The organism is Arthrobacter sp. 05L45_2 (assembly GCF_056397525.1).
In genome coordinates this window covers 1-15,958 of the sequence record NZ_JBFTNO010000055.1, presented here as the reverse complement: position 1 = coordinate 15,958, position 15,958 = coordinate 1, and the positions used below count along the sequence as shown (strand labels likewise).

Below are 15,958 nucleotides of genomic sequence, written 5' to 3'. Positions count from 1 at the left end.
CCTAGGTGTACTGGGCCACAAGGTTGGTGACACTCGGTTGATGGGTGTGGTGCCGATGCCGGTGTGGATGCGTTCAGTGTTGTAGTGCTTGAGCCAGGGCGCAAGGGCGGCTTGGCGGTGGTTGCTGCTGGTGAAGGTCTGCCGGTAGGCCCATTCGGTTTGCAGGGTGCGGTTGAAGCGTTCGGCTTTGCCGTTGGTCCAGGGACAGTGGGGCTTGATGAACCGCTGTTCCGCCCCGAGGTTGGCGACTGCCTGGCGGAACGCGTTGGAGTTGCGGTAGGCGAAGGCGTTGTCGGTGAGGACTCGTTCGATCCGGCCGATGCCGTGCCCGGCGAAGTAGCCTGCGGCGCGGGTGAGGAACCCTGCGGCGGTGGCGCCCTTCTYGTCGGGGAGAACTTCGGCGTAGCCGACACGGGTGTGGTCATCGATCGCGACGTGGACGTAGTCGTAACCGATCCCGCGCCCCTTTACCTGTTCCGAGCGGCCGTGGGCCCGCCAGCCGCCGCCGTCCGGGATGCGGCCGAGTTTCTTCACATCCAGGTGGATCAGTTCCCCGGGSCGTGAGCGTTCGTACCGATTCGCCGTGGTCCTGGTCGCCCGGATCGGGGCGCCGGTCAGCGGATCACAATCCGCTAGGTGCGGCACACCGTGGCGGTGCAGGATCCTGCCCACGGTTCGGGCCGGGACCCCGGTCAGCGCCGCGATCCGCGAGGGCCCGAACCGTGAGGACCGCCGGGCGGCCAGGACGGCCTGTTCACGCTCGGCGCTCGTCCGGGCCGGTGATGTCTTCCATGAACTGTCAGTCGGGCATTAACGTGGGACACGAGGACCTCCGAGCGCGAAGTGTGTGAATTAGACAGCTCCACTTAGCCCGGAGGTCCTCCTCGTTTTCAAGCCCTAAGTGTCAACAACGTCCCGGCCCAGTACACCTAGGGCTGACCGCGGGCCGGGCATGGCCAGGCAGCGCCGCAACGCCGGGTATGTGCGGACAGCGGGGGGCCTCAGCCGTCGGCCGGGTCCTCCATCGGGAAGGCGACGGCCTCGCCCACCACACGCAGGCACAGCTCGGTGCCGGGACGGGCGATGGAGGCGTTCCAGTGCCGGATGGTGATGACCTCGCCGCCGCCGGGGTAGCGGTGGTCCGCGACGGCCCCTTCGGCCAGGACGGGGGGAACGGCCAGTTTCAGCCGGACGGTGGTTTCGGGGCCGAAGTAGTCCGTGTCCACCACGGTGCCCCGGATGGGGCCGTCCTCGGCGATGCGGATCTGCTCGGGGCGGAGCATCAGCTGGACGCGGCCCTGCGCCGGGGGCCGGCGGACGGGGATGCCGCCGAGGGAGCAGGTGGCCAGGGAGCCTTCCATCCAGGCGTCGAGGATGACCGCGTCGCCAAGGAATTCCGCGGTGGCCCGGTCCGCCGGGCGGGTGTAGACCACAAACGGGTTGCCGATCTGGGCGAGTTTGCCGCCGCGCATCACGGCCACCTGGTCCGCGAAGGACAGCGCCTCGGCCTGGTCGTGGGTGACCAGGATGGTGGTGACCCCGGCGTCGTGGAGGACAGTGCCGACGGCCCGCCGGGTGGCGACACGCAGCCCGGCGTCGAGCGCGGAGAACGGCTCATCCAGCAGCATCAGTTCCGGCTCGCGGGCCAGCGCGCGGGCCAGGGCGACGCGCTGCTGCTGGCCGCCGGAGAGCTGGTGCGGGCGCCGCTTGGCCATGGCCGGGTCCAGGGCAACCATTTCGAGCAGTTCGGCCACGCGTGCCTTGACGCCGCGGTGGCCGCCGTCGAGTTTGCCGGCGTCGAGGCCGAACGCGATGTTCTGCCCCACGGTCAGATGCGGGAAGAGGGCGCCGTCCTGGGCGACGTAGCCAACATGCCGTTTGTGCGCGGGGACCCAGAGCCCGTCCCCGGCCACGGTGCGGCCGTTGAGGGCGATGGTGCCGGTGTCGGGGTGTTCAAAACCGGCAATCAGGCGCAGCAGGGTGGTCTTGCCCGAGCCGGAGGGTCCCACGATCGCCGTCGTCCCGCCCTTGGCGACGGAGAGGTTGACGCCCTTGAGGACCGCCTGGGAGCCGAAGTTCTTCGTGACGGCCTCGACTTCCAGGTGGCTGTTGGTGCTGGGCGCCACGGAGGCCGCGATCCGGGGTTCGGGGAGCCGGGAGGGGTTTTGTTCGGTCACTGTCCCGCTGCTTTCTTGGACTGCTGGAAGAGAAGGTAGGTCATGGGCGCCGAGATCAGGATCATCAACAGGGCGTACGGCGCAGCGCCGGCGTAGTCGATTTCGCTGCTCTTGCTCCAGAATTCCGTGGCCAGGGTGCGCGTGCCGTTGGGCGAGAGCAGCAGGGTGGCCGTCAGCTCATTGACGATCCCCAGGAACACCAGGGCGGCCCCGCCGGCGGCAGCCGGTGCGGTCAGCCGCAGGGTGACCCGCAGGAAGGCCAGCAGCGGCGGTTTGCCGAGGGCCTGGGCTGCCTCGTCGAGCTCCTTGGGCGCCTGCGACAGCCCTGAGCGGATATTCACGAGGGCGCGGGGCAGGAACAGCAACACGTACGCGGAGACCAGCAGGGCCGTGGTCTGGTAGAGGTCCGGGGCCATCCGGATGCTCACGGTCACGAAGGCCAGGCCGACGACGATCCCCGGCATGGAGCTGGTGACGTAGTTGGAGAGTTCCAGGGCCTTGCTGAACCAGCCCGGATGCCGCACCGCGAGGTAGGCCATGGGGAACGCGACCACGGTGGTGGCCGCCGCCCCGGCCAGGCCGTAGCCGAGGGTCTGCAGCAGTGCCGGCAGGAACTCGTCCGCGGACCAGATAGCGGGGCCGCCGGCGACGATCCAGCGCACCACAAACGTCAGGGGAAGCCCGAAGGCCAGGGCGGTGAGGGCCAGAAGGGAGAACTGCGCCGGCAGCTGGTAGGCGTGCAGCGGCAGCCGCAGCGCCCTGGCCTGCGCGCCGGAACCGACCCGGGCGTACCGGGCAGTGCCGCGGCCGCGGACTTCGACCAGGAGCAGGATCAGGCAAAAGAAGACCAGCACGCTGGCCAGCATGTTTCCGGCCGTTCCGTTGAAGGTGGACTGGTACTGGACCATGATCGCGGTGGTGAAGGTGTCAAAGCGGATCATCGCGAACGCGCCGTACTCGGCCAGCAGGTGCAGGGAGACCAGCAGCGCGCCGCCGGTCATCGCGATCCGGAGCTGGGGCAGCACCACGCGGAAGAAGGCGCGCCACGCGCCAAGGCCCAGGGACGCGGCGGACTGTTCGATGGCGGGGTCGAGGCGGCTGAGCGTCGCGGCGGCCGGGATGTAGACCAGGGGGAAGTAGGACAGGGTGGCGATCAGCACGCCGGACCACAGCCCGCCCATCGAGGGGACGGCGGAGACCCACGCGTAGCTGTTGACGAACGCCGGCACCGCGAGCGGCGCGGCCAGCAGCACCGCCCACCACTTGTGGCCCTTGAGGTTGGTGCGTTCGACCAGCCAGGCGCCGCCGACGCCGAGGACCACGCACAGCGGCACGGTGATCACCATCAGCAGCACGGTGTTGAGCAGCAGTTCACCCACCCGGGCCCGGAAGATCAGGCCGACGGCGGTGTCCCAGCCGGTCGCGACCGTCATAAACGCCACGTAGCCGAGCGGGACCAGGGAGAACAGGGCGATCAGGACGGCCAGGATCGACACAACCGAGACGCCGAAAGGCGGGCGGGGCCGCGTGGCCCTGCCCGCCGTCGTCGTGCCGCCGGTGGTTCCGGGAGCAGCCAGCGTTTTTGTCACCGCTTAGAGCAGGCCTGCCTTGGTCATCAGGTCGGTGACCTTGGCGGAATTCAGCTTGGCCGGATCGACCGTGGGTGCCTGCAGTTCCTTCACCGGTACCAGCTTCCCGTTGGCCGCGACCTCGGAGCCCACCGGGTACTCGAAGGACGTGCCCTTCTGCAGGACTTCCTGGCCTTTCTTGCCGGTGATGAACTTCAGGAACGCCTGGGCGGCTGCGGCGTTCTTCGAGGACTTGAGCACACCGCCGCCGGAGACCGAGACAAACGCGCCGGGATCCTGGTTCTTGAAGTAGTACGGCGTGACGTTCTTCGAGTTCTCGCCGGTCTTGGCCTGGTCGCCGTAGTAGTAGTAGTGGTAGATCAGGGCGGCATCCACTTCACCGGCGTTGACGGCCTTCATGGCCGTGCTATTTCCCTTGTAGGCCTTGAAGTTCTCCTTCATGCCCTTGAGCCATTCCTCGGTGGCGGCCTCGCCCTTGAGTTCCAGCAGGGCCGAGACGATCGCCTGGAAGTCGGCGCCGGAGGGCGACGCCGCCCACTTGCCCTTCCACTCGGGCTTGGCCAGGTCCAGCATGGACTTGGGCAGCTTGTCAGCGCTCAGCTTGGCCTTGTCGTAGACCAGCACGGTGGAGCGGGCGGCGATGCCCGTCCACTTGTTGGTGGACGGGCGGAACCCTGCGGGGACCTGGTCGACGGTGGCCTTGTCCACGTCCGCAAAGAGGCCGGCATTTTCCACCTGGGCCATGGCGGGGGAGTTTTCGGTGAGGAACACGTCGGCCCGCGAGGCCGCGCCTTCCTGGATGATCTGGTTGGACATCTCGGTGTCGTCGCCCTGGCGGACGGTGACCTTGATGCCGGTCTCCGCCGTGAAGGCGTCCACCCATTCCTTGGTCAGTGATTCGTGCTGGGCGTTGTAGACGGTGATTTCACGGGCAGGCTTGCCATCGGCTCCGGTAGTGCTGCCGGAGGAGGCGCCGGTGCCACAGGCTGCGAGGCTGAGCGCGGCGGTGGCGGCGAGGGCAATGCCGGCCAGCGCGTTGTTGCGGATCTTCATGAGGCTACTTTCTGCAAGGAAAAGGTCGTAGGTGCCTAACCTCCGTGAGCGGGGAAGTTAGGGGATGCTCACTACGAAAAACTGTAGGTTAGCCAAACCTAAGCAACCAAGCCGAGAGTGCCTTAAGTGAGGAGGATCACATGAATTACGAAACTATTGCGTGACCTAATTGGCCTCGGGCGTCTCCAGGGCCTCCGAAGCGTCCGAAACGTCCGGGGCGCTGGCTGCCCCGCGCTCGGCGTCGACCTTGGCAGGTTCGACGACGGGCAGCTTCCCGGCGATGGACGCCGCTGCCTCCAGCACCATCCAGGCCTGCAGCTGGGTGGAGAGTTCAACGGCGGAACCCGCCGGGTAGCTGCGCCGGGCCGGCAGCTCGGGCCGGGCCGCAAAGACCAGCCGTGCGCCGTTGCGCGCCAGAGGCTCCTGCGCCGCCACCAGGCGCCGGCCCTCCCAGAAGGCCTCCGCGGTGTCCGTGACGAGGCGGGCCGCCTCGGTCCGGGTCTCGTCGGGCAGCCGTTCGTCGACGGCGGCCAGGGCGAGGTAGCGGACCAGGATCCCGGTGAACAGGCCGCCGTCGCCGGTTCCCTCGGAGCGCAGGACGGTGGCCTTGCGGCCCATCAGCGGCGCCTCGACCGTGAGGCTGCGCCCCACCGCCGCCACCAGTGCGGCCGCCCGCTGCAGGTTCGCCTCCCCGCCCAGCTCCAGCAGGGCGCCAAGTACCGGGCCCTGGTTGTAGGTATAGATGGCGCTCTCCAGCACCAGGTCGCCGCCGGGGGCAATCCGGAGGCCGTCCTGGTACATCCCCTGCTCGGGGTCGAAGAGCCTGGCGTCCAGCCAGTCCAGCAGGGCCTGCGCCCGGGCCGCCTGTCCGGTGCGGGCGTAGTACAGGGCGATCGGGGCCGTGGCCGGCGTGTTCTTGAAGTCGCGTTTCTTGCTCCAGAACGTGCCGCCGCCCAGGTCGTCGGTCGAGGCCGAGTCGAACTGCAGGGTCAGGCTCTTGAGGACCTTGGCGTTGCGCCGCCGCCCGGAGCTTTTGCGGGTGTCCTCGGCCAGCGTCTCGAGCCGCAGGGTGGCAAGGGCCAGCCAGGCCATGTCGTCGTAAAAGCTGTTGACCACGGTCAGGAAGTTGCGCAGCCGGATGCCGGTGACCAGGCGGGACGCGAGCTTGCCGGCGCTGGGCAGGTTGTCGCCGTCGAACTTCGCCGGCGTGTGGCCCTCGCCGCCGAGTTCGCGGYGTCCGGCGTCCACGAGGCAGTCAACGTAGTGCGCCTGCCACCAGTAGTGCCACGGCCGTGCGAGGTTCTTCAGCCGGCCCGACGGGCGGGTGATCGCAGCGATGTGCGTGCCGGGCAGGAAGAAGAGGCGCTGCCCGAACAGCCGGGTCACGGAACGGGCGGCCTCGTCGGCGCGGAAGGACCAGTTCGTGGCGGGGGCATGGGCGGATGCTGCGGTCATGGGACCAAGCCTAGTGGCGGCGGTATCCCCGGCACGGATTCCCGCGTCCGACGTGCGCAATATTGGCATTCCAGTTAACCTGTACTAACTAATGTTCCCTGGCGCCGGTGGGCTGCGTGAAGTCCACGGCCGGGGTGCGGTTCCACATCAAGGAGGATGTATGGACGTCTTGGGTACTGTCGCGCTGATCACGGGCGGTGCATCCGGGCTGGGTGCCGCCACGGCCCGGCGGCTGTTCGCTGCCGGCGCCTCGGTTGTGCTGGTTGATCTCCCCGCCTCCGCCGGGGAGGGCCTCGCGGCCGAACTGAACGCACAGGCCGGYGGCCGGGCCGACACGGCAAACCGCGCCGTTTTCGTCCCCGCGGACGTGACCAGCGAAGAGCAGGTGCAGGCCGCCGTGGACGCCGCTGTCGCCCTCGGCCCGCTGCGGATCGTGGTCAACTGCGCCGGCATTGCCACCCCCGGCAAGGTGCTGGGCCGCGACGGAGTGCTCCCGCTGGAGACCTTCAGCCGCGTCATCCAGATCAACCTCGTGGGCACGTTCAACGTCATCCGCCTGGCCGCGGCCGCAATGGCTGCCACCGAGCCCGCGCACACGGAGCTGGGCGGGGCCGAACGCGGCGTCATCATCAACACGGCCTCCGTCGCAGCCTTCGACGGGCAGATCGGCCAGCCCGCCTACGCGGCCTCCAAGGGGGCCGTGGCGGCGATGACCCTGCCGATCGCCCGCGAGCTGGCGCGCTCGCTGATCCGCGTCGTCACCATCGCCCCCGGGATCTTCGAGACCCCCATGATGGCCGGACTCCCGCAGGAGGCCCAGGACTCGCTGGGCAGCCAGGTACCGCACCCGTCCCGGCTGGGCCGCCCCGCCGAATACGCCAACCTGGCAGCGCACATCGTGGAGAACGCCATGCTCAACGGCGAGACCATCCGGCTCGACGGCGCCATCCGGATGGGACCGAAGTGACCCTCGCCGTGGACGCCACTGCCCCCGTGGACCCGGCCCTCTCCGGACTGCCGACCGCCGACTTCTTCGATTTCGAGTCGCTCCTCAGCGCCGCCGAGCAGGCGAAAGTGGCCGAGCTGCGGGAGTTCCTGGCCCGCGAGGTGGCGCCGTTCGCCACCCGGTGGTGGAACGACGCCGAGTTCCCGGCACACATCCTGCCCAAACTCGCGGCGCTCGAACTCAGCGCGCCCACCCAGCGCGGCTACAGTAACCTCTTCGCCGGCCTCGTCATCGCCGAGATGACCCGGGTGGACACCTCGCTGGCCACCTTCTTCCTGGTCCACCATGACCTTTTCGTGGAGTCCCTCTACGGGTTCGGCTCGGCGGACCAGAAGGCCCGGCTGCTCGCGGACGCGGCCAACCTGCGCACCACCGGGGCCTTCGCGCTGACCGAACCGGACCACGGATCCGACGTCGCCGGCGGCATGGAGACCACCGCCCGCCGGGTCTCCGGCGGGGAGGACGGCGATTACTGGGTGCTCAACGGCGCCAAGCGCTGGATCGGGAACGGGACGTTTTGCGACTACATGCTGGTCTGGGCCCGCGACGAGGCCGACGGCGGCATCCGCGGGTTCATCGTCGACGCCACGTTGCCGGGTGTGAGCCGGAGCCGGATCGAGAACAAGATCGCGCTGCGGACCGTGCAGAACGCCGACATTGTCTTCGAGGACGTCCGGGTGGCCGAATCGGACCGGTTCGCCGGGATCAACAGCTTCGATGACACCAACGAGCTGCTGCGCGGGTCGCGGATCATGGTCGCCTGGCAGGGTGTGGGGCAGCAGCTGGCGGCGTTCGACGTCGCCCGGCAGCACGCCGTCGAACGCCAGCAGTTCGGCCGGCCGCTGGCGAAGTTCCAGCTGGTCCAGCAGCAGCTGGTGACCATGCTGGGGAACGCGGTGGCGAGTATGGGCATGATGGTCCGGATCGCGCAGCTGCAGGACCGGGGCGCGGCGGATATGCCCCAGGTGGCGCTGGCGAAGTCCTACGTGAGCGCCCGGATGCGGGAAACCGTGGCGATGGGCCGGTCCCTGCTGGGCGGCAACGGGATCGTCACCGATTACCGGATGGCGAAGATTTTCGCCGACGCCGAGGCGATCTACACCTACGAGGGTTCCTACGAGATCAACACCCTGATCGTGGGCCKCGCGGTCACCGGGGTCTCCGCGATCGCCTGACCCCGGCCGCCTGTCCGGGGTACCGCTAGGCGAAGGGCTGCTTCTCGCCGGCCTCGATCCGGTAGTCCAGGCTGTTGTTCTTCACCGGCATGGGGCAGGTGCCGTACGGGGTGAACGCGCTGGGGTAGTTGATGGCCCGGTTGAAGTCCAGGATCACGGTGTTGTCCGGCCGCGGCCGGGCCGTGGAGACCTTGCGCCACTCGTCGGTGCTCTCGCCGTTGGTCTCGTCGTGGAACGTGACCGTCAGGGCACCGAGCTTCTCTTCTTCGGCCTGCAGGCGGCTTTCGTGCTCCTGGCCGGGAAGCCGGAAGACGAGCTCGCCGACGGAGCGGTGCACACCGTCGACCAGCGGGTTGGCGGTTCCGATGGGCACGTCCACCGGCTCGGGGTAGGGCGTRTASCGCGCCTCGATGACGAGGTCGGGCCGGTAGTCGAAGGTGGGAACGCCGCTGAACCCGGTGAAGACCGGCGACGCCGAATCGCGGGTCCGGATCGCGTATTTGTCCGCGCGCATGGCGAGTTCCACCACCACCTGCCGGCCGTCCGTGCCGCCGTACTGGACCCACAGGAGGGATTCCTCGTCGGCCAGTTCCGCGCTGACTGTCCCGTCCACGGGGTCGCCGGACTCCACCAGCGTCAGCCCGTCCGCCGCGGCGGCGGTGAGGAACGCTGCCGTGCCGTCCGTTGACCACAGCCCCGGCGCGAGGTCGACGGCGGCGGGGGAGTCCTCCAGCCATTGGAACGAGGTCAGGGTCAGCCAGCCGTAGTCACTCGCGAGGGCGGTGTTCCGGCTGGTGCGGAAGCGCTGCCAGCGGGCAAGCTGCGGGTCGGCGGGGGTCTCAGCTGTGGTCACGGGCGTCACTCCTGGTAGCGGGCGGGGGTGCGAGGGCGGCCGCGACCAGCGCGGCGGCGGTGGCGCGGGCTGCGGCGGGCGCGGCGGGGTCGGCGTCGAGGACCCCGCTGGCCAGGCCGCCGTCGAGGACCAGGGTCAGGCTCCGCGCCAGGCCGTCCGGGTCCGGGGCGCCGGCCTCCGCGGCCAGGGACCTGATCCACGCCAGGATCTGTTGCTTATGGGCGACAGTCCGTTCGTGCACCCGGGTGCCGGCGGCGGATTCGGCGGCGGCATTGATGAACGCGCAGCCGCGGTAACCGTCCCGGCGGCACGCGGTGGAGAGGGCGTCGAAGAGGCCCACCAGCTGGTCCGCGGGTGCCGGCCCAGCGGCGTCGGCGGCGGCGTGCAGCTGCCCGCTCCAGACCCCGTCGACCCGCTCGAGATAGGCCAGGATCAGGTCGTCCTTGGCCGGAAAGTACTTATAGAAGGTGGCCTTGGCGACGCCGGACTCGGCAATGATCGTATCGATCCCGGCCGCCCGGAGGCCCTGGGCATAAAAGAGCCGGAATGCCGTTGCCAGGATCTTGTCCTTCGCCTGGCCGGCCGGCGTCCGGACAGCCCGGGGCCCGGCAGTGGGCGCTGGGGCTGTCGCGGTCATAGCTTCATGGTACACAGACCAGTCTGTCTATCCAGCTTGCCGGGTCTTGCCGTAGACAGTTCTGTCTGATAACGTCTCGCCAGATGGTAGACGGTTCTGTCTACCCCATAATCCGAAACCCGTGAGGTCCCCATGAAAATCGCAGTCTTCGGCACCGGCACCGTTGGCCCCACGGTCGCAGGCGCCCTGGCAAAGCTCGGCCACAACGTCGCTATCGGCACCCGGGACCCGCAGGCCACCCTGGCCCGGACCGAGGCCGGCCCGATGGGCGGCGTCCCCTTCGCCCAGTGGCACACGGAACATTCCGACATTGCGCTGGCCACCTTCGCCGAGGCCGCGGCCGGCAGCGACATTGTTGTCAACGCCACCAATGGGACCGGATCCCTGGAGGCGCTGAACGCCGCCGGCGCCGACAACCTGGCCGGCAAGGTCATTGTGGACATCGCGAACCCGCTCGACTTCTCCCAGGGCTTCCCGCCGTCGTTGAACCCGGTGAACACGGACAGCCTCGGCGAGCAGATCCAGCGGGCGTTCCCCGACGCCCGGGTGGTCAAGACCCTCAACACGATGAACGCCGCGATCATGGTGGACCCGGCAAGTGTGGCCGGCGGCGACCACTCGGTCTTCGTCTCCGGCAACGACGCCGGCGCCAAGGCCGCGGTGTCCGGCCTGCTGGCGGACCTGGGGCACCGCGACATCATCGACCTGGGCGACATCACCACGGCCCGCGGCACGGAGATGCTCCTGCCGGTCTGGCTGCGGCTCTGGGGTGCCCTCGGGAACGCGGACTTCAACTTCAAGATCGCCCGCTAGGCCCCGGGCCTCGAACGGCAAGGGGGCGGACACTATCTGAGACGGATTCCACGGCGCACCGTGAGCCGGGTAACATCCCATGGGTATAAGTAACCCGGCTCACAGTATCCAGCGCAGTGTACGAGCCAAGTCGAACCCTCGAAAGATTGTTTCCATGGCTGACACTGCAATGACTTCCGCCTCGGACCTCGCCTCCGAACTCCGCGCTGACGTCCGCCGGGTGTCCACCCTGCTCGGCGAATCCCTGGTCCGCCAGCACGGCCCGGAACTCCTGGACCTCGTGGAGCAGGTGCGCCTGCTGACCAAGGAATCCAAGGAGGCTGCCCGCGGCGGCGCCGACGCCACGGGTCCCTGGAGCTCGTACGACGTCGTCGCCCAGGTCCGGGAACTGCTCGGCTCCCTGCCGCTCGAGCAGGCCACCGACCTGGTCCGGGCCTTCGCGTTCTACTTCCACCTGGCCAACGCCGCCGAGCAGGTCCACCGGGTGCGCGGGCTGCGGAACCGGCAGGAGAAGGACGGCTGGCTGGCCAGGGCCGTCGCGGACATCGCGGAGCAGGCCGGCCCGGGTGTGCTGCAGGACGTGGTGGATGAGCTCGACGTGCGGCCGATCTTCACCGCGCACCCCACGGAGGCCTCGCGCCGTTCCGTGCTGGACAAGATCCGCCGGCTCTCCGACGTGCTGTCCGAGGCCACCCTCGACGGGACCGCGGCCCGACGCCGCCAGGACCGCCAGCTGGCCGAGGTAATCGACCAGATGTGGCAGACCGACGAGCTCCGGCAGGTCCGGCCCACCCCCGTGGATGAGGCCCGGAACGCCATCTACTACCTAACCGGGATCCTCGGGGACGCCATGCCGGAGATGCTCTCGGACCTCTCCGAACTCCTCGGCGACCACGGGGTCAGCCTGCCGGTCACCAAGGCGCCGATCCGCTTCGGGTCCTGGATCGGCGGGGACCGGGACGGCAACCCCAACGTCACCGCGGCCGTCACCCGCGAAATCCTGCAGATCCAGAACCAGCACGCCGTCCGGATCAGCATCGGCCTGATCGACGGGCTGATCTCCATCCTGTCCAACTCCACGGCGCTCGCCGGGGCGGACCAGGCACTGCTGGACTCGATCGACGTCGACCTGAAGAACCTGCCGGGCCTGGACCGCCGCGTCCTGGAACTGAACGCGCAGGAACCGTACAGGCTCAAACTCACCTGCATCAAGGCGAAGCTGCTCAACACCGGGCGCCGGGTTGCGGCCGGGTCCGCCCACGAGCCGGGCCGGGACTACGCCGCCACCGCCGAACTCCTGGCCGAGCTGGGACTGCTGGAAACCTCGCTCCGGAACCACCACGCCGCCCTCGCCGCCGACGGTGCCCTGGCCCGCGTCCGGCGCGCGATTTCCTCCTTCGGCCTGCACCTGGCCACCCTGGACATCCGGGAACACGCCGACCACCACCACGACGCCGTCGGCCAGCTGATGGACCGGCTCGGCGGCCCCGGCGTGCGGTACGCCGAACTGAGCCGGGCCGAGCGGCTGGAGGTTCTCGGCTCCGAGCTCGCGTCCCGGCGACCGCTCTCCGGCCACCCGATCAAGCTCGACGGCGTCGCGGACGGCACCTACGACGTCTTCCGCGAGATCCGCCGCGCCCTGCGCACCTACGGCCCGGACGTCATCGAGACCTACATTGTGTCCATGACCCGCGGCGCAGACGACGTCCTGGCCGCCGTCGTGCTGGCCCGCGAGGCCGGGCTGGTGAACGTCTTCGGTGAGGCGCCCTACGCGAAGATCGGGTTCGCCCCGCTGCTGGAGACCGTGGAGGAGCTGCGGGCCTCGGCCGAGATCGTCGATGCGCTGCTCTCCGACGCTTCCTACCGCGAGGTGGTCCGGCTGCGCGGCGACGTGCAGGAGATCATGCTTGGCTATTCGGACTCCAATAAGGAATCCGGGGTGATGACCAGCCAGTGGGAAATCTACAAAACCCAGCGGAAGCTGCGCGACGTCGCAGCGAAGCACGGCGTGCGGGTGCGGCTCTTCCACGGCCGCGGCGGGTCGGTGGGCCGCGGCGGCGGGCCCACCTATGACGCCATCATGGCCCAGCCCAACGGCGTCCTGGAGGGCGAGATCAAGTTCACCGAACAGGGCGAGGTGATCTCGGACAAGTACTCGCTGCCGGAGCTCGCCCGCGAAAACCTGGAACTCTCCCTCGCCGCGGTGCTSCAGGGWTCSGCGCTGCACCGCACCCCGCGCACCTCCGAGGACCAGCGGGAGCGGTACGGCCACGTGATGGAAACCATCTCGGACGCCGCGTTCGCCCGGTACCGGACACTGATCGATGACCCGGACCTGCCGGCCTACTTTATGGCCTCCACCCCGGTGGAGCAGCTGGGGTCGCTGAACATCGGGTCCCGGCCGTCCAAACGCCCCGATTCCGGGGCCGGGCTGGAGGGGCTCCGGGCCATCCCGTGGGTGTTCGGCTGGACCCAGTCGCGGCAGATCGTTCCCGGCTGGTTCGGCGTCGGCTCGGGACTCAAGGCGGCCCGCGAGGCCGGCCACACGGCCCAGTTGGTGGAGATGATGGACGGGTGGCACTTCTTCCGTTCGGTGCTCTCCAACGTCGAAATGACCCTGGCCAAGACCGACATGGACATCGCCGGCTACTACGTCTCTACCCTGGTCCCGGAGGAGCTGCACCACCTGTTCCACGCCATCCGGGCCGAGTACGAGCTCACGGTCGCCGAAATCCAGAACCTGACTGGTGAGAACCTGCTGCTGGACGCCCAGCCCACCCTCAAGCGCTCGCTCGAAATCCGGGACCAGTACCTCGATCCGATCAGCTACCTGCAGGTGGAGCTGCTCCGCCGTGTCCGCGCCGAATCCGCTGCCGGGACGGACATGTCCAATGCCGAGATCGACGAGCGGCTCCAGCGCGCCATGCTGATCACCGTCAACGGTGTGGCTGCCGGGCTGCGCAATACGGGGTAGGGGCCCGGGGTTTCGGCCGGGGCGCTCTCGGCCGGGGCGGTCCGCGCTGGCTTGCGTCCTGCTGGCTCCGGCTAGGGTGGTTTTATGCCGTCGTTCCAGACCAGACTCAAAATCACCGGGCTCAAGCCGGGCAACCCGCCGGAGGCCGTGATGGCAACGGCCGTGGAGGTGCTCGGGACGCGGCACCACATGGAGTCGAACCAGCTGGAACTCGCCGGCGGCGTCCCGCAGCTGAACCTGCGTTTCCTGGTGGACGCCACGGCCTATGCCGCGGAGAACAGCCAGGCGCTGGAGTCGGCCGCCATGATGCGCGACGCCGTCGAGCGCGTGGCAGTCACCGGGACGCTTACGGTGCTTCGGCGCAACCGCGGCCGCTGGGCCCCGGTCTAGCGGCCCGTCGGCGGCAGCGCCGGCCTAGAAGTCGAGTTCGGCGTCGGGATCCGCGCCGGGGGAACCGGGCTCCACCACAGGGGAGCGGCTGCCGCGGCGGCGCGTGACGATCACTCCGACGACGGCGCCGATCACCAGGCCCACTCCCACCCCGATCAGCGAACTGGCCCAAAAGGGCAGCTTGGTGGCCGAGCCCGTGACGTAGCCGAGGGCCACGGACCACACCGCCCACAGCGTGCCGCCCAGGGCCGCGCAGAAACTGAAGCCGCGGGTGGACACGTTGGCAATCCCGGCCGCTGCCGTGGTGGCGAGCCGGCCGCCGGGGATGAACCGGATCCCGATGATCGCCCCGTAAGTTGACGAGCGGCCGGCCCGGGCGATGGCGAGGTGGACCCCGCTGTGGAATTTCCGGCCCCAGCTCCACCGGTCCAGCACATGGCTGAGCCGCCGTTTGAACAGCTGGAACACCAGGAGGTCGCCGAGCCAGGACGCCACCGCGGCGAGGAACGCCACGAGGAAAACGTTGGCGCGGCCGTCGGCCGACAGGGCGCCGCCGGTGATGACCAGCATTTCGGAGGGGACCGGCGGGAAGATGGCGTCGCCAAGGACCACGGGGATGATCCAGAAATAGATCGCGGCTCCCCAGGTGTCCGCGTTGGCCAGGTCCATGGGCACAAGGTATCGCATATCCGGCGGGGTGGGCGCGGTGTGGTTCGATGCGGGTGGGCGCGCGGCGCGCCCGCGGCTAGCGGGCTAGCGGGCTAGCGGGACTCGGAAAGGGTAAGCCGGCTGCGGTACTCCACCGCGGCGCCCGAGATGGGGTCGACGAAGCGGATGCCGCGCGCCAGCAGCTGCAGGGGTCTGGTGTAGTCGTCCGGCGCCTTATCCAGCAGGTCGGGGTAGAACGCGTCGTTCACGATCCCGAGTCCCAGCGACGCCATATGCACTCGCAGCTGGTGCGTCTTGCCCGAGTGCGGCTCCAGCCGGTACAGCGCGCGGCGCGGGCCGCCGTCGTCGGCCGCTCCCGCCCGGGCGGGCCCGTCAAAGCAGCGCAGCCGCTCGATCCGGGTCTCGGCGTTGGGCTCACCGGGGATGACCTCGGCGAGCAGGTAACTGCGGGACTTGGTCATCCGGTTCCGGACCACCACGGGGAAGTCGACGGCGGGGTGCCCGGCGGCGGGCTCCGCGGCGGACACGCACTCGTACTCCTTCTGGACCTGGCGCTTTTCGAAGAGCACCTGGTACTTCCCGCGGGTCTCCGGGTTGGTGGAGAGCAGCAGGATCCCGGCGGTCATGCGGTCGAGGCGGTGCATGGGGATCAGGTCCGGCAGCTCCAGCTGGTTGCGCAGCCGGACCAGGGCCGATTCCTGGATGTAGGTGCCGCCCGGCGTGGTGGGGAGGAAGTGCGGCTTGTCCACCACCAGCAGGTGTTCATCCTGGTGCAGGATGTTCAGCTCCACGGGCATACGCGTCTCCGGCGGCAGGGAGCGGTAGTACCAGATGAAGGTGTGGCGGCGCAGGGGGGTGGTGCGGTCCAGCGGGACGCCGGCCTCGCCCACGATCTCGCCGGCGTCAAAGCGGTCCTCGATGCCCTGCGGGTCGATGTGGCCCCAGCGGTGCATCATGTACTCCATGGCGGTGTCCCACGGCCCCTCCTCCGGCAGGCGAAGGCGGGTCGCATTCACGCCGTCACGTACGGGCAGGGGGGATTGCATCACCGGTCCATTCTACGTGCCCCGCCCTTGCGCCCACCCCTCGCTCCCGTTCGCCGGCCTCCGCCCCGGCCACTTCGACGGTTCCGTGCTGGCGCGACGTATCTGAGCATCGGGCCAGCAG

At 69.2% G+C, this 15,958-nt stretch carries 13 protein-coding genes and 1 pseudogene; 5 read left to right on the top strand and 9 right to left on the bottom strand.

Annotated features, from left to right (window positions below):
• The 5 genes and pseudogenes from AC1DHD_RS06540 to AC1DHD_RS06520 all read right to left on the bottom strand — a co-directional run.
• Window positions 1-786: pseudogene (locus tag AC1DHD_RS06540) on the bottom strand (IS481 family transposase); the annotation flags it as partial.
• 215 nt (window positions 787-1,001) lie between these two features.
• A complete protein-coding gene (locus AC1DHD_RS06535) occupies window positions 1,002-2,177 on the bottom strand; it encodes an ABC transporter ATP-binding protein (protein WP_476878937.1) in 1,176 nt (391 codons plus the stop codon).
• On the bottom strand, window positions 2,174-3,766 hold the full coding sequence (locus AC1DHD_RS06530) for an ABC transporter permease (RefSeq protein WP_476878936.1): 1,593 nt from the start codon (window positions 3,764-3,766) through the stop codon (window positions 2,174-2,176). Before AC1DHD_RS06530 ends, AC1DHD_RS06535 begins: the two co-directional genes overlap by 4 nt.
• 3 nt (window positions 3,767-3,769) lie before the next feature.
• A complete protein-coding gene (locus AC1DHD_RS06525) occupies window positions 3,770-4,819 on the bottom strand; it encodes an iron ABC transporter substrate-binding protein (protein WP_476878935.1) in 1,050 nt (349 codons plus the stop codon).
• A gap of 165 nt (window positions 4,820-4,984) precedes the next feature.
• Entirely contained in the window at window positions 4,985-6,274 is a 1,290-nt protein-coding gene (locus AC1DHD_RS06520; RefSeq protein ID WP_476878934.1) for a glycoside hydrolase family 76 protein, read from the bottom strand.
• Between the two features lie 160 nt (window positions 6,275-6,434).
• On the opposite strand from AC1DHD_RS06520, the gene AC1DHD_RS06515 reads away from it, so the two are divergent.
• Complete coding sequence (locus tag AC1DHD_RS06515) at window positions 6,435-7,241, top strand: SDR family NAD(P)-dependent oxidoreductase (protein ID WP_476878933.1); 807 nt, start codon at window positions 6,435-6,437, stop codon at window positions 7,239-7,241.
• Window positions 7,238-8,455: an acyl-CoA dehydrogenase family protein gene (locus AC1DHD_RS06510; protein WP_476878932.1), complete on the top strand. Its 1,218-nt coding sequence runs from the start codon at window positions 7,238-7,240 to the stop codon at window positions 8,453-8,455. Before AC1DHD_RS06515 ends, AC1DHD_RS06510 begins: the two co-directional genes overlap by 4 nt.
• Window positions 8,456-8,480: 25 nt before the next feature.
• Here the strand turns inward: AC1DHD_RS06510 and AC1DHD_RS06505 are convergent, their stop codons facing one another.
• On the bottom strand, window positions 8,481-9,308 hold the full coding sequence (locus AC1DHD_RS06505) for a DUF1684 domain-containing protein (protein WP_476878931.1): 828 nt from the start codon (window positions 9,306-9,308) through the stop codon (window positions 8,481-8,483).
• Window positions 9,295-9,945 carry a TetR/AcrR family transcriptional regulator gene (locus tag AC1DHD_RS06500; protein ID WP_476878930.1) on the bottom strand — a complete coding sequence of 217 codons (651 nt, stop codon included), beginning with the start codon at window positions 9,943-9,945 and terminating at the stop codon, window positions 9,295-9,297. Before AC1DHD_RS06500 ends, AC1DHD_RS06505 begins: the two co-directional genes overlap by 14 nt.
• Window positions 9,946-10,077: 132 nt before the next feature.
• On the opposite strand from AC1DHD_RS06500, the gene AC1DHD_RS06495 reads away from it, so the two are divergent.
• From AC1DHD_RS06495 to AC1DHD_RS06485, 3 genes are all read left to right on the top strand, one after another.
• Window positions 10,078-10,758 carry an NADPH-dependent F420 reductase gene (locus tag AC1DHD_RS06495; protein ID WP_476878929.1) on the top strand — a complete coding sequence of 227 codons (681 nt, stop codon included), beginning with the start codon at window positions 10,078-10,080 and terminating at the stop codon, window positions 10,756-10,758.
• A gap of 154 nt (window positions 10,759-10,912) precedes the next feature.
• Entirely contained in the window at window positions 10,913-13,732 is a 2,820-nt protein-coding gene (gene ppc / locus AC1DHD_RS06490) for a phosphoenolpyruvate carboxylase (RefSeq protein WP_476878928.1), read from the top strand.
• Between the two features lie 84 nt (window positions 13,733-13,816).
• Window positions 13,817-14,122 (top strand): hypothetical protein, encoded by a 306-nt coding sequence (locus AC1DHD_RS06485; protein WP_476878927.1) that lies wholly within the window; start codon window positions 13,817-13,819, stop codon window positions 14,120-14,122.
• Between the two features lie 24 nt (window positions 14,123-14,146).
• On the opposite strand, the gene AC1DHD_RS06480 is transcribed toward AC1DHD_RS06485, so the two are convergent.
• Window positions 14,147-14,791: a DedA family protein gene (locus tag AC1DHD_RS06480; RefSeq protein ID WP_476878926.1), complete on the bottom strand. Its 645-nt coding sequence runs from the start codon at window positions 14,789-14,791 to the stop codon at window positions 14,147-14,149.
• 92 nt (window positions 14,792-14,883) lie between these two features.
• Window positions 14,884-15,837 (bottom strand): RluA family pseudouridine synthase, encoded by a 954-nt coding sequence (locus tag AC1DHD_RS06475; protein ID WP_476878938.1) that lies wholly within the window; start codon window positions 15,835-15,837, stop codon window positions 14,884-14,886.
• Window positions 15,838-15,958: the final 121 nt, after the last annotated feature.

Excerpts from the sequence above, each read along its gene's own strand:
- AC1DHD_RS06525 (WP_476878935.1), bottom strand. The coding sequence starts at position 4,819 with ATGAAGATCCGCAACAACGCGCTGGCCGGCATTGCCCTCGCCGCCACC.
- AC1DHD_RS06500 (WP_476878930.1), bottom strand. The coding sequence starts at position 9,945 with ATGACCGCGACAGCCCCAGCGCCCACTGCCGGGCCCCGGGCTGTCCGG.
- AC1DHD_RS06495 (WP_476878929.1), top strand. The coding sequence starts at position 10,078 with ATGAAAATCGCAGTCTTCGGCACCGGCACCGTTGGCCCCACGGTCGCA.
- AC1DHD_RS06485 (WP_476878927.1), top strand. The coding sequence starts at position 13,817 with ATGCCGTCGTTCCAGACCAGACTCAAAATCACCGGGCTCAAGCCGGGC.
- AC1DHD_RS06480 (WP_476878926.1), bottom strand. The coding sequence starts at position 14,791 with ATGGACCTGGCCAACGCGGACACCTGGGGAGCCGCGATCTATTTCTGG.
- AC1DHD_RS06475 (WP_476878938.1), bottom strand. The coding sequence starts at position 15,837 with ATGCAATCCCCCCTGCCCGTACGTGACGGCGTGAATGCGACCCGCCTT.